The organism is Temperatibacter marinus (assembly GCF_031598375.1).
Lineage (GTDB): Bacteria > Pseudomonadota > Alphaproteobacteria > Sphingomonadales > Kordiimonadaceae > Temperatibacter > Temperatibacter marinus.
Map to the genome: position 1 here is coordinate 806,010 of NZ_CP123872.1, position 13,304 is coordinate 819,313.

Annotated in this window: 11 protein-coding genes; 8 read left to right on the forward strand and 3 right to left on the reverse strand. The window is 43.8% G+C overall.

What is annotated here, in order from left to right; all coding sequences use genetic code 11:
• Nucleotides 1-15: 15 nt before the first annotated feature.
• Both QGN29_RS03660 and QGN29_RS03665 read left to right on the forward strand, forming a co-directional pair.
• A complete protein-coding gene (locus QGN29_RS03660; RefSeq protein WP_310799320.1) occupies nucleotides 16-2,076 on the forward strand; it encodes a methyl-accepting chemotaxis protein in 2,061 nt (686 codons plus the stop codon).
• Between the two features lie 133 nt (nucleotides 2,077-2,209).
• Nucleotides 2,210-3,496: an OprO/OprP family phosphate-selective porin gene (locus tag QGN29_RS03665; protein ID WP_310799321.1), complete on the forward strand. Its 1,287-nt coding sequence runs from the start codon at nucleotides 2,210-2,212 to the stop codon at nucleotides 3,494-3,496.
• Between the two features lie 250 nt (nucleotides 3,497-3,746).
• Here the strand turns inward: QGN29_RS03665 and QGN29_RS03670 are convergent, their stop codons facing one another.
• Nucleotides 3,747-3,965, reverse strand: coding sequence for a hypothetical protein (locus tag QGN29_RS03670; RefSeq protein WP_310799322.1), 219 nt, complete (start codon nucleotides 3,963-3,965; stop codon nucleotides 3,747-3,749).
• Nucleotides 3,966-3,977: 12 nt separating this feature from the next.
• The gene (locus QGN29_RS03675) at nucleotides 3,978-5,135 is read right to left on the reverse strand and encodes a Na/Pi symporter (RefSeq protein ID WP_310799323.1); all 1,158 of its coding nucleotides are present in this window, start codon (nucleotides 5,133-5,135) and stop codon (nucleotides 3,978-3,980) included.
• A gap of 329 nt (nucleotides 5,136-5,464) precedes the next feature.
• Between QGN29_RS03675 and QGN29_RS03680 the strand changes: the two genes are divergently transcribed.
• The 6 genes from QGN29_RS03680 to QGN29_RS03705 all read left to right on the forward strand — a co-directional run bounded on the left by QGN29_RS03680 (nucleotide 5,465) and on the right by QGN29_RS03705 (nucleotide 11,983).
• Nucleotides 5,465-6,538, forward strand: coding sequence for a substrate-binding domain-containing protein (locus QGN29_RS03680; RefSeq protein ID WP_310799324.1), 1,074 nt, complete (start codon nucleotides 5,465-5,467; stop codon nucleotides 6,536-6,538).
• 126 nt (nucleotides 6,539-6,664) lie between these two features.
• Entirely contained in the window at nucleotides 6,665-8,044 is a 1,380-nt protein-coding gene (gene pstC, locus QGN29_RS03685; RefSeq protein ID WP_310799325.1) for a phosphate ABC transporter permease subunit PstC, read from the forward strand.
• A 12-nt stretch (nucleotides 8,045-8,056) separates the two neighbouring features.
• Nucleotides 8,057-9,376, forward strand: coding sequence for a phosphate ABC transporter permease PstA (gene pstA / locus QGN29_RS03690; RefSeq protein ID WP_310799326.1), 1,320 nt, complete (start codon nucleotides 8,057-8,059; stop codon nucleotides 9,374-9,376).
• 47 nt (nucleotides 9,377-9,423) lie between these two features.
• A complete protein-coding gene (gene pstB / locus QGN29_RS03695) occupies nucleotides 9,424-10,197 on the forward strand; it encodes a phosphate ABC transporter ATP-binding protein PstB (RefSeq protein WP_375164675.1) in 774 nt (257 codons plus the stop codon).
• 39 nt (nucleotides 10,198-10,236) lie between these two features.
• On the forward strand, nucleotides 10,237-10,935 hold the full coding sequence (phoU, locus tag QGN29_RS03700; protein WP_310799328.1) for a phosphate signaling complex protein PhoU: 699 nt from the start codon (nucleotides 10,237-10,239) through the stop codon (nucleotides 10,933-10,935).
• A gap of 127 nt (nucleotides 10,936-11,062) precedes the next feature.
• Nucleotides 11,063-11,983 (forward strand): hydroxymethylglutaryl-CoA lyase, encoded by a 921-nt coding sequence (locus tag QGN29_RS03705; protein ID WP_310799329.1) that lies wholly within the window; start codon nucleotides 11,063-11,065, stop codon nucleotides 11,981-11,983.
• An 83-nt stretch (nucleotides 11,984-12,066) separates the two neighbouring features.
• Here QGN29_RS03705 and QGN29_RS03710 read toward each other — a convergent pair whose 3' ends face one another.
• Nucleotides 12,067-13,263 carry a CaiB/BaiF CoA transferase family protein gene (locus tag QGN29_RS03710; RefSeq protein WP_310799330.1) on the reverse strand — a complete coding sequence of 399 codons (1,197 nt, stop codon included), beginning with the start codon at nucleotides 13,261-13,263 and terminating at the stop codon, nucleotides 12,067-12,069.
• Nucleotides 13,264-13,304 lie beyond the last annotated feature (41 nt).

The window sequence follows — 13,304 nt, forward strand, 5'->3', positions numbered from 1 at the left end:
TTAAGGGATAAAATCATGTCAGGCATAATGAATTATATAGAAAATCTGTCACTTAACATTCGAATTTGGGCCCTCATGCTCCTTTCTGTTGTAGGATTTATTATTGTCTGGGCCTTTGTTACTATGGGTCTCAATGATCTTCATGACGCAAAAATAACAAATGATTATTATGCCAAGCTGTCTGAATCAGAAAAGGAAATTAGCACCTATGGGCTACAACTGCGCCGCAATGAAAAAGATTTCCTCATACGCAAGGACACGAAATATGTTGATCGCTACCTGAAGAATTATGACAAACTGAGTACCGAATTAGGACAGCTTAAGTCTTATGTCCAAGGAAAGCCTGTGGCAAAGTTTGTCAGGAATTTTGAAGAAAACATCATTAAGCATAGAGCAAAATTTAAAGAAGTCGCTGCGAACGAAGAAAACCTTGGCCTGAATGAAAAGCTTGGGTTGCAGGGCACTTTAAGAGGCGCTGTACACGATATTGAAGAATTACTAAAAACACATAAGAACGATCTGCTGCAAATTAAAATGCTGATGATGCGCCGCCATGAAAAAGATTTCATCATGCGCGTTGATGACAAATATATTGGTCGCATCGATAGCAGACAATCAGAATTCCTTGAAATTCTTGCAGGGACCTCATTTAATAGCGATGTTAAGACCGAGATGACCACAAAACTCGCGCAATATGTTGCAAGCTTTCAAGCCTATGCAGAGGCCCGAAAAGAGAATGTCTCAGCGACAAAAGAACTATCTTCGATTTATGCGACAGCTACAAAAGATATGCCAAATTTAGTTAAATATGCTGCAGACAATGGTGCGCTCGCTTTGACAGGGTATACTGATGCCGATGCAGCCTTAAGTCTTACAGTGAATATTGTCATAATCTTTGTCCTTCTCATCAGCATCACTTTTGGCTATTTCATCATTCGATCAACAATTGAACCAATGACTGCCTTAAAGAGTGCTGTTAAAGAAATCTCAGGAGGTGATTATTCTGTCCTAGTACCAAATACATCTCTTACAAACGAAATCGGGGAAATATCTCTAGCAATTGATGACTTGAAATCATCTGCAGCCAAACGTCTTGAACTGGAAGCCCTGGCAGCTAAAGAAGCCAAAGAAAAAGCCGAGCAAGACCGAAGAGAGCAAGAAGAGAAAGCCCAACTTGAGCAAGCTAAGCTGACTGAGGAAAAAGCAGCGCTGCGTGAAAAAGAAGATAAAGCAGCACAAATCAATCAATTGATTGCAAGCTTTGAAGCACAGATCAGTTCTGCTGTCTCAAACCTTGATAATTCCTCTCGAGTGATGCGTACCACTTCAACTGAAATGGTATCAATTGCTGACACAACGGGTCAAAAATCTAATTCTGTTCGCGAAGCCAGTGAAGCGATGCAACAAAATATGTCGACTATGGCAGCTGCTATGGAACAGTTTACGGCGTCTATTAGCGAAGTGAATAGCCAAGTTCGCATTGCTAATACATCCTCTAGTGAAGCTGTCTCGGCGACCGAAAGTAGTTCCAAAGCAATTGAACGACTTTCTGAAGCCAGCACGAGAATTGAAGACGTGGTCAAACTCATTAGTGACATTGCTGAACAGACTAATTTGCTAGCCTTAAATGCGACGATTGAAGCAGCGCGAGCTGGTGAAGCAGGCAAAGGTTTTGCCGTCGTAGCCAGCGAAGTGAAAAACCTTGCCAATCAAACAGCCAGCGCTACAGAAGATATAACCAAACAAATTGGTGATATGCAAAGCGTAACAGGCGATGCCGTTAGTTCTATCGGTGAAATTTCCAATATTATTGGGAACCTTAATACGGTGATGTTGAATATTTCATCCGCAGTTGAAGAGCAAGATGCCAGTACACAAGAAATCACCCGTAGCGTTCAGTTTACTGCTGAAGGATCACAGCGTGTTACGTCGGAAATTATTGAGGTCTCAGAAGGGTCAGAGCAAACTGGTTCTGCTTCAGCAAAAGTACAAACTGCTGCAGAAGAACTTGAAGCCCTGTCATCTGGCATTAAGTCCGAGGTTGATAGCTTCTTATCTCAGGTAAGAAATTCATAACCAATAGACGGTAGTACTAAGCTGTCATAAATTTGAAACATTCAACGAATAGTAAGAGTGCAACCAAACTGAATTAATGAAATTGGCTTTTGGTCAGTTTTGAATAACTCGTAATGAAACTTAGGAATTGAAAATGAAAAAACAACATTCCCAAATCATCAAATCACTAGCTGCAGCAACAGCTCTTTCAACACTTATGGCTGTACCAGCTTCTGCTCAGGATCTTGAAGAGCTGAAGAGACAACTTGCTGCTCTCGCCAAGAAGGTTGAAAAACTAGAAGAAGCGAAAAAGAAATCTGTGACTGTGAAAAAAGCTGAACCTGCTTTTGGTCTCGCAACAGATGACGGGCTCTTCGAAATGAATATCAGAGGTCGCCTCTATACAGATTACATTACTGTCTCTGATTCGGACGGTAACTTTAGCCAATCCGGAACAGAGTTTCGTACAGCACGCCTTGGTATTGAAGGCAAAGCTTGGAAAGATACAAAATACAAGTTTGAAATTGAAGTTGACGGCAATGATGTGAATGTAAAAGACGCTTACATGCAGTTCAAAACATCGATGGGTAGCATCACAGCCGGTCAGTTTAAAACGCCAAATTCTCTTGATGAGCAAACATCTTCACGCCATATTAGCTTCCTAGAGCGCGCCTCTATAACGGATGCGTTTGGCTTTGCACGCCAGACAGGGATTATGTGGTCTAACGGCGATAGCAACTATACTGCTAAATTAGGCGTGTTCAAAGGGTCTACGACTGATTCAGGTAGCGGCGATACAACAATTGCCGGCCGTGTCACTTACGGTGACAAAATGGACGGTGGTAAATGGCTTGTTGGTGGCTCGTTCCGTGATCGCAGTTCTGATGGACAATTCCGCTACCGCCAGCGCCCTCATGTTCACCTCAGTGATCGCTTTGTAAACACAGATAGAATTGGGAACGGCGATGATTTCTTCTACGGTGTTGAAGGCGCAATCCAGTATGGCTCTTTTTATTCCTCTGCTGAATATGGCATCTTGAATGCGAAAGAAGCCTCTGTTTCCAATCCAGGATCCGATGCAAAATTGCACGGTGGTTATATCGATATTGGATATTTCGTTACAGGCGAAAGCAGAACTCTTAAAACTGATAAAGGCGCATGGGATCGTCCTAAAGTCAGCAATCCAGTCTACAATGGCGGCATGGGTGCTCTTGCTGTAACAGCACGGTATGACACCCTTGACCTGACTGGTGACGGCATTTACGGCGGTGAAATGGATACATGGATCATTGGTCTCAATTGGTACCTAAACCGACATTCACGCATTGTTGTTAATTACAGCAATTCAAGCATCGACGGTGCCTTTGATGTGTCTGCAAACGGTGCTGACGGCAAGAACAGTGTTGATGCCTTTGGTGTACGTTTCCAGGTTGACTGGTAATAAACTATAAACAGCTATGATGTATTGGGGCTCTCTGGAGCCCCTTTTTCGTGGCGATCCTGTCCCCTTCCGATTTAACACATCTGAGGCAGACAGCAGGCAGACAGCAGGCAGGCGGTAGGCAGGCAGACAGGCATTTTAGGGGTGCAGACGGCCTTCAAGGACGGTTTTTTTGCCAGCCCTGCAGATTACAATGACCAAAAAAAACAGCCCCTCAAAGGGGCTGTCATAAAATTTTATGTCCGAAAAGTTATGCGTTACCCATGACTTTCTTAATCGCATCCGTTAAAGACAAAATCGATTTGTTTGTCTCTTCAAGATAATCTTCCATATTTTCAACAGTTTCATGTTGCACTTCTTCTTGTCTCAATTCTAGTTCGGCCTCAAGTTTCGAGAGAAGTTTCTGAGTAGATTTTATGTGCGATTTTAATTTTTTACGCGACATATCTGAAAAATCATATTTTGACATACTATCGTATCCTTATGCGAATAGGTTATGAAGAAAGATCATCAAAAGTGGCAGACCAAAGTATACGCCGAGAACGTAGAGGATCGAAAGCACTTTATTTTCCATGGCAAGCTTAGCCAAGCGGGAAGCTCCCCATAAGGGGATATTTCTCAAGAAAGGTATACCGTAAATTACAATGACTGACATTAAGTTAAAAGTCAGATGCACAAGAGCAATTTGCATGGCATATCCCGCCGTATCTCCCGTGACGGCTGTCGCTGCAAGAAGCGATGTAATACACGTCCCAATATTTGCGCCCAAGGTAAAAGGATAGATTTGCTTCAACCGGAAAACCCCTGAAGCAGCCATTGGAATAATCAAGCTGGTTGTTGTTGAAGAAGATTGTACAGCAACAGTGACCACAGTTCCTGAAGCAACACCAGTGACAGGGCCACGGCCAATCGCCCAGTGCATTGCTTTTTTAGCTTTACCAACCATCAGTTTTTTCAGCAATTTGCCTATAAAGGTAATTGATGAGAAAATAATAAGTACGCCGAAAATAATCAGAATAATATTCATGCCAGGCGCGTAAAGAGCAGAGGCTAGTTCCTGCATTTGTGCAATGAAGGGCTTCGTCAACGGCTTAATGAAGTTCGCATCTTTAACACTGGCATCCGCGCCAACAAAAAAGCCTGTCATGGCCGCAGAGACTTTGGCTAAAAATCCAGTGAAAAGCTCTAATGTTAAGAAAGAGACGACGGCAATCAGATTAAAGAAATCATGAATTGTGGCCGCAGCAAAAGCACGCCTGAATGTTTTCTTTTTGTGGACACTTCCAAGGGCTACGATGGTATTGGTAATCGTTGTTCCAATATTTGCCCCCATAATCATCGGAATCGCAGCTTCAACGCTAACGCCTCCCGCTACTAGACCAACAATGATTGAAGTCACCGTAGAAGAGGACTGAATGAGCGATGTCGCTAAGATTCCGATCACTAAGCCCATGAAGGGGTTTGTCGCAAATTCAAATAGCTGCATAGCGTCGCCCTTCGTCGCGCCTTTAAATCCTGTTCCAATCATCCCCACAGATGAAATAAGAAGATATATAAGAAAGAGAACGAGCATCCATTGTCCCGTTTTCTGCATAACCGATGTTTCATCTCCCGGTAAGACTGTTTGTTGGTTTGACATTAGTGGCCCCTTTTTCATAGTTAGATGCAATGGATCCATCCTCGTCAGATCCCATTGTTTCATTTTTGTTACAATAAATATTCTGATTTGGGGACTCAAATTTTAATAATTCTCAAAACAATTTTAATATTGAAATGTTTTTTATGCCTCTGCCTCTCTTGCGGAGGCAGGATTCTCTTTAAAATACAGCGTCCTTTTGACATATTAAAAAAAAATTAGCCTTGTAATCTTATTGTCATAAACGCCCGCTATTCCTTCTTCCATCGAAAGAATTAAACAAGATTTACGATGAGTTGCGACAGCGATTCAAACTGAAATATGAGGTTATCATGAAAAAAATTCTCAATACACTTCTTGCTCTTAGTGTTGTCGCTGGTATCAGCAGTCAAGTCACTGCGCAAACCCGCGATCAAATTAGAATAGTTGGGTCTTCTACAGTTTTTCCATTTGCTACAGCTGTAGCAGAGGAATTTGGTCGCTCTGGCAGTTTTAAGACCCCGATCGTAGAATCAACAGGATCTGGCGGCGGATTAAAATTATTTTGTTCAGGGGTTGGCCTTTCACACCCAGACATTACAAACGCATCACGACGCATTAAAAGTACAGAAGTCGCTCTTTGTGCTAAAAATGGTGTCACAGATGTTACTGAAGTTAAAATCGGTTTTGACGGGATTGTCCTTGCAAATGCAAAAGGGGCTCATCAATTTAAATTATCTCTAAAAGATATTTATTTGGCGCTTGCTAAAGAGGTTCCTGCTCCTGGCACACAAGGCGGAACATCTAATCTAATCGCAAATCCTTATATCACATGGGATCAAATTAATGCTGAGCTTCCAAATGTAAAAATTAAAGTAATGGGTCCACCGCCAACATCTGGGACTCGCGATGCCTTCAACGAACTTGCTATCGAAGCTGGCTGTAAAGCATTTGCTGGCAACGCGGCACTCAAAAAATCTGATAAGGCCCTTTATAAGCAAAAATGCCGCAGCATTCGCGAAGACGGCGCTTATGTTGAAGAAGGCGAAAATGATAATCTTATCGTCCAAAAACTTCAGGCAGATACAGACGTCCTCGGTGTTTTCGGTTTCTCTTTCCTAGACCAGAACAGTGATAGCGTTCAAGGATCATTGATCGCTAAAAAAGGGACAGACTTTAAAGAACCTACTTTTGAGAATATCTCAAGTGGTGCCTATCCTGTATCCCGCTCACTCTTCTTTTATGTCAAGAAAAAGCATGTGGGCGTGGTCCCTGGCATTGCTGAATATCTTGCCGCTTTTACAAACGAAGATGCATGGGGCGACGAAGGCTACTTAACAGATCGTGGTTTGATCCCTCTGCCAGAGTCTGAGCGCAGAGTGATTGCTAAAAACACAAAAATGCTTGTGAACCTCAGTCTTAAATAACTGATCAACATTAACCAAGGTTGAGAGAGTGAGTTTTCGCTCTCTCATTCTGCCATTTTAAATGAAATGTTATGGTGAAATTGAAGACAGTCCTCTTCCCGTAACTGCTTATAATTGAGATGAATTATGACACCCTCATCAATCTTTATGTTCATAATCCTGTTGGCTTCGATTGCCTTTATCGTTGTTCATCAACGCTCTCTTGCTATCAGCAAAAATAAACGCCAAAAATTACACTCTTTACCACGTCATTATGGGTATTTTGCTGCCACCTGCGCTTTACTGCCAGGTATATTTGTTTTGGCGATATGGCTTGTTTTTAGCAGTTCCACTCTTGATGGGATCATCATTAATCAATTATCAACTCACATGACAATTGAAACAGATGTCCAAGCTCAACTTCTTATCAACCGTGTCAAAATGGTGATGGATACAGCCACACAACTTGAAACCGACCCAAATGTGATCGCTGCTGCCTCAGAATATCTCAGATTAGAGGGGATGGGACGCTATGCCACTCTCTTTTTTGCACTTGGCCTTGGATGCCTCGGGATGGGATATGCCTATCTAAAAACGGGCGTTGAATTCAGAGCTCGGAATAAGTTTGAAAAAATATTAATGATCATCTTGGCCTTCTGTTCGGGGATTGCAATCTTCACGACCCTTGGCATTGTATTATCCCTCTTGTTTGAGAGCATACGGTTTTTTAAAGAAGTCCCTCTTTATGACTTCCTCACGGGCCTTCAGTGGTCCCCTCAAACAGCGCTGCGTGGAGATCAAGTCGCGTCTTCTGGATCTTTTGGCGCAGTGCCCTTGTTTGCAGGGACATTGATGATCAGTTTAATCGCAATGACAGTTGCAGTGCCTGTTGGACTGTTGGCCGCGATATACATGACACAATATGCCAGTAAAAGACTGCGCAAAATAACCAAGCCTATTCTTGAAATTTTAGCCGGTGTCCCAACAGTCGTATACGGGTTTTTTGCCGCATTGGTAATAGCCCCAGCCTTTAAAGATTTTGGCGACCTAATTGGCCTGCCTATCGATAGTCATAGTGCTTTAGCAGCTGGATTCGTTATGGGCATCATGATTATCCCCTTTATTTCTTCCCTGTCCGATGATGCAATAACAGCGGTCCCCCAAAGTTTGAAGGACGGTTCAATGGCTCTGGGTGCTACCAAATCAGAAACGATTAAAAAAGTGATCATTCCTGCAGCGCTACCAGGGATTATTGGGGCTATTCTTCTGGCTGTTTCTCGCGCCATCGGGGAAACCATGATCGTAGTTATGGCTGCAGGCATGCAAGCCAACCTTACAGCGAACCCAATGGAATCCGTTACCACCGTGACAGTACAAATTGTCAAACTCCTGACGGGTGATCAAGAATTTGATAGTGCGAAAACACTGTCTGCTTTTGCTCTTGGGTTGGTACTTTTTGTCGCAACCCTTTTCCTCAACATCTTAGCCCAACGCACGGTCCGCAAATACCGTGAAGCATATGATTAAGTTAGGTAAAAAATGAATATTGATAGAGATCTAAAACCGACAGATTGGACCGATCCAAAGATCGTTGCCCGCATTAAATCGCGGTACAATAAGGAACGCCGATTTAAAATATACGGATTCTCAGCCATGGCCGCTGCTTCAATTTTTCTCTTCGTTTTGATTGGAACAATTGGCGCAAACGGCATTAGTGGGCTGTTTCAGACCTATATCAAATTGGATGTCACTTTTGAACAATCCCGATTTAACAACATATCCCAATCAGCCTCCAACGAAGAAATAACGTCAGCCGTTCAAACCGCAAGTTATAGAACGCTTCTACGGAACGCTGTTTATGCAAAATTCCCAGATGTAAAAAACAGACGGGACAAACGCCGCTTGGCGGCACTGATATCGCCAGGGGCCCGGACAAAATTAAAAGAATACGTACAAGACAATCCGAGCGTAATTGGCACAACTCAAACCCTTTGGCTCCTAGCATCCGACGATATTGATCAATTGCAAAAAGGGGCGATTGATGCAGCAAAGCCAGAATCAGATCGCCGAGTAAAAGATATTGAACTGACTTGGGTCGCACAATTGGAGAAAGAGAAAGCCATCCAGATTCAATTCCATAAGGACTTCTTCACCAATGGCGATAGCCGCGATCCTGAAAATGTAGGGATTTTGGGTGCTGTCATGGGGACAATTTTTACGCTCACTGTCACCCTGTTGCTGGCTTTCCCCGTCGGGCTGTTTGCAGCCATTTACTTAGAAGAATTTGCTCCACAGAATAAATTCACAGATTTCATTGAAATTAATATCAATAACCTTGCAGCTGTGCCGTCCATTGTTTTCGGCCTGCTTGGGTTGGCTGTGTTTCTGGGGACATTCAATCTTCCAAGATCAGCGCCGCTTGTTGGTGGTCTGACGCTCGCTCTGATGACACTGCCGACTATTATTATCTCCTCAAGAGCTGCCATCAAGGCCGTTCCTCCATCCATTAGAGATGCTGCATTTGGCCTGGGAGCCTCTAGAGCGCAAGTTGTATTCCACCATGTGGTCCCACTTGCAATGCCCGGTATTCTAACAGGAACTATCATTGGAATGGCGCAAGCATTAGGGGAAACTGCCCCTCTATTAATGATCGGCATGGTCGCCTTCATTGTCGATATTCCTGGCTCTGCCATGGACGCAGCGACAGCTCTGCCGGTGCAGGTCTTTATTTGGGCTAACAGTCCTGAGCGTTTGTTTATAGAGAAGACATCCGCCGCAATTTTAATTCTTCTTTTGTTTTTGATTTCCATGAATGCCGTCGCAATCTGGCTCAGAAATAAATTTGAAAAACAATGGTAACACAAGAGAAACCCATGAATGCTCTCAATCCAACAGAAGTTAAAAATATGCTTGATTTAGAAAAAAATACAAAGATGACTGTAGAAGGATTAAATGTCTTTTACGGAGATACACATGCTGTCAAAGATGTTTCTTTAAACCTCAGAAAAGACGAAGTGACCGCTCTTATCGGCCCATCTGGCTGCGGAAAATCCACCTTTCTCCGTTGTCTCAATCGAATGAATGACACTGTGGACAGCTGTCGTGTTGAAGGGATGATCAAGCTAGACGGCCAAAATATTTATGACAAAAATATTGATGTGGTTCAACTTAGAGCACGGGTGGGTATGGTGTTCCAAAAACCAAACCCTTTTCCTAAATCTATTTATGACAATGTCGCATACGGCCCAAGAATTCACGGCCTCGCTGAAACCAGCGCTGATCTAGATGAAATTGTCGCCACATCTCTGGAAAAGGCCGGTCTATGGGTAGAAGTGAAAGACCGATTAGAAAGTTCAGGAACTTCCTTGTCTGGTGGTCAACAACAGCGATTATGTATCGCACGCGCTATTGCTGTGAGCCCAGAAGTTATTCTAATGGATGAGCCCTGTTCCGCACTTGACCCCATAGCTACAGCAAAAGTAGAGCAACTGATAGAGACGTTGCGTGGTAAATATGCCATTGCCATTGTCACACACAGCATGCAGCAAGCCGCACGTATTTCACAGAAGACAGCTTTCTTCCATATGGGGACTCTCATAGAGCAGGGAGAAACATCGGCTATTTTCACCGCACCCGCAGAAGAAAAAACACGTGATTATATCACTGGCCGTTTTGGATAGACCAGCCCGTCAGTCAGAAATAAAGAGAAAGATAAAACCATGAATGATCATATTGTAGCATCCTATGACGACGAACTCAAAAGTGCGCGCACTCTTATCGCTCGTATGTTTGGTCTGGCTGAAAAAATGCTTGATGATGCCATGCAGGCGCTGGTAGCCCGTGATAAAGTGAAAGCCCAAGCCGTTAGAGATACTGATAAAGAATTGGATCGTATTGAATTAGAAGCAGAAGAGCTTGCTATCAACATTCTTGCAAGACGCTCCCCAGTTGCAAATGATTTGAGAGATACTGTTGCTGTTCTCAAGATCACCGGCATGATTGAGCGGATGGGCGATTATTCAAAAAATATTGCCAAAAGAACACAGGCCCTTGCAAACTCACCCTATTCAAAAACCCCGGAATGCGTCAAAATTATGGGGCAAGAAGCGAGGAATTCCATCCGAAATATTTCAACAGCCTTCATCGAATATAACGATGAAAGGGCTATGTCTGTTTGGGAAGAAGATGAAAAACTCGATACGCTGCATAATGCTGCTTTTCGGCAAATCATGGCCATTATGATTGAGGAACCCGAATATATTGGGTCTCTCACTCACTTTCTAATGATTGCAAAAAATTTGGAGCGAATAGGGGATCAGGCGACAAACATTGCTGAAATCATCCATTTTTCAGTGACAGGCCATCCGATTGAGCAAAAAAGGAATAAGCGGGACCAAACAACCAAAATTATTGATTAATATTTCTTCTCGCCCTGATTAATATCATTGAAGGCCTAGTCTGTTTTGTACTAGGCCTTTTCTTATATTGACTGTATGGGCGATCGCCCCATACTTATGATCAGTAATAAATGTAAGAGAGAGTAGCATGACAGACACGGTTGAAATTGTTGAAGTTGGTGCCCGAGACGGCCTTCAAAATGAGAAAGTTCACTTTTCTACGGACCAAAAAATCACTCTAATTGAGAGAGCAATCGAAGCAGGGGTTAAACGATTAGAAGTGGCTAGTTTTGTTCACCCCAAACTTGTCCCTCAAATGGCAGACGCAGAAGCAGTTATTAAGGGTTTGCCAGACAGTAAAGATATTACATATATTGGCTTAGCGCTGAATAAGCGAGGGGCTCTTAGAGGCCTTGCAACCCGAGAAAACGGGGCACGTGGTATTGATGAAATTGGCTGTGTTGCAATTGCTTCGGACACTTTTGCCACTAAAAACCAAGGGCAGACAAGTGCCGAATCTGTCCAAGTCTCAAAAGAAATGATCAAACTTTGCAAAACAGAAGGGATGAGTGCCCAGGTTACCATCTCAGCTGCCTGGGGCTGTCCATTTGAAGGCCGCGTCGATCAGGCAAAAGTAATTGCCATGGCCGAGGAACTTGCAGAAGCAGGACCGCGTGAAATCGCAATCGCTGACACCATTGGTGTTGGTTCCCCAAAACGTGTTTATGAAATGATGAATAACCTAAAAGAGCGCTTGCCTGAGATGCCCCTACGCGCTCATTTCCACAATACACGCAACACAGGTCTGGCAAATGCTTGGGCCGCTTATTCAGCCGGTGTCCGCACCCTCGATTCGTCAGTGGCAGGCCTCGGAGGATGTCCGTTTGCGCCAAAAGCGACCGGTAATATTGGGACAGAAGATTTATTATATCTGTTAGAAGAAAGTGACGTTAAGACGGCAGTTGATCTTGAGAAAATGATTGATCTCGCTGGCTGGGTTGAAGAAATTATAGGCCGAACGCCCCCAGCAATGGTGTCTCAAGCCGGAGGATTTCCTAACAGGAAATAAAATCGCTTAGAGAATACAGAAAAGCCGCCAGACCTTTTAAAACGACAGGTCTCGCGGCTTTTTTTTGAGTAACACTAAGGCTGTTAAACTGTCCCTGCCTCTTTCAACGCCTTAAGTTTCACTGCATCATAGCCTAGAATAGAGCCATACACTTCACTATTATGCTGACCCAATTCAACAGGCCCAGCCCATTTGACTTCACCCGGTGTCTCTGAAAGTTTCGGGAAGACATTCTGCATGGGAACTTTGTCATGCACAGGATGGTCTACTTCAATGATCGCGTCCCGAGCCTCGAAATGCGGATCATCAAGCATATCAGGTGCTTTAAATATTTTACCAGAGGGCACCCCAAATTTTTCCATAAGATCAAGCACGTCCTGAGCTTTTTGCGGCCGAGTCCAGTCAGCGATAATCTCATCAATTACTTCTAAGTTTTTCCCGCGAGACACATGATCCACAAAGCGAGGATCATCAACCAACTCTGGGCGGCCCATGGCTTCACAAAGACGTTTATAGACGCTGTCTTGATTGGCTCCGATTAAGATATCCCCGTCTAGGGTTGGATATGCATTCGAGGGTGCGACGCTGGGCAGTACGGACCCTGTGCGTTCGCGCGTATGCCCTGCGATCACATATTCTGGGATAACCGATTCCATATTAGCGAGAACCGCCTCGTAGATTGCACTATCAACAATTTGACCTTCCCCTGTCACATCACGGTGACGAAGGGCCATTAAAGCTCCAAGACATGCATAAGTCGCTGCAAGAGAATCGCCGATCGAAATACCAACTCGACTCGGAGGGTTAGCTGGATCTCCCGCTAAATTGCGCATACCGCCCATGGCTTCCCCAATAGAACCATACCCAGCACGCTTCGAATAGGGTCCAGTTTGGCCGTAACCGGAAACACGAATCATGATCAGTTTCGGGTTAATTTTTTTGAGTTCTTCATAACTTAAGCCCCATTTTTCCATGGTGCCCGCGCGGAAGTTTTCTAACAGAAAGTCTGTATGTTTGACCATTTCCTTCAAAATGTCTTGGCCTGCTTTTTCCCGCAAATTCAAGGTGATACATTTTTTATTCCTGGCACAAACTGACCACCACAGAGGAATGCCTTGACCCCATTCCCGCATTGGATCAGGTCTATCAGGGGCTTCAATTTTAATAACTTCTGCACCATGATCAGCCAATAACTGACCACAAAAAGGGCCAGCAATTAATTGCCCTAATTCTAACACACGCAGCCCCTTCAGGGCCCCAAACGCTTCTTGTGTACTCATTTTTTTCTCCAACCGGATCATCAACTAAACATAGTGTCCTA

Coding starts and splice junctions, on each gene's coding strand:
- QGN29_RS03660 (WP_310799320.1), top strand. CDS start 16: ATGTCAGGCATAATGAATTATATAGAAAATCTGTCACTTAACATTCGA.
- QGN29_RS03665 (WP_310799321.1), top strand. CDS start 2,210: ATGAAAAAACAACATTCCCAAATCATCAAATCACTAGCTGCAGCAACA.
- QGN29_RS03670 (WP_310799322.1), bottom strand. CDS start 3,965: ATGTCAAAATATGATTTTTCAGATATGTCGCGTAAAAAATTAAAATCG.
- QGN29_RS03675 (WP_310799323.1), bottom strand. CDS start 5,135: ATGTCAAACCAACAAACAGTCTTACCGGGAGATGAAACATCGGTTATG.
- QGN29_RS03680 (WP_310799324.1), top strand. CDS start 5,465: ATGAAAAAAATTCTCAATACACTTCTTGCTCTTAGTGTTGTCGCTGGT.
- pstC (WP_310799325.1), top strand. CDS start 6,665: ATGACACCCTCATCAATCTTTATGTTCATAATCCTGTTGGCTTCGATT.
- pstA (WP_310799326.1), top strand. CDS start 8,057: ATGAATATTGATAGAGATCTAAAACCGACAGATTGGACCGATCCAAAG.
- pstB (WP_375164675.1), top strand. CDS start 9,424: ATGCTTGATTTAGAAAAAAATACAAAGATGACTGTAGAAGGATTAAAT.
- phoU (WP_310799328.1), top strand. CDS start 10,237: ATGAATGATCATATTGTAGCATCCTATGACGACGAACTCAAAAGTGCG.
- QGN29_RS03705 (WP_310799329.1), top strand. CDS start 11,063: ATGACAGACACGGTTGAAATTGTTGAAGTTGGTGCCCGAGACGGCCTT.
- QGN29_RS03710 (WP_310799330.1), bottom strand. CDS start 13,263: ATGAGTACACAAGAAGCGTTTGGGGCCCTGAAGGGGCTGCGTGTGTTA.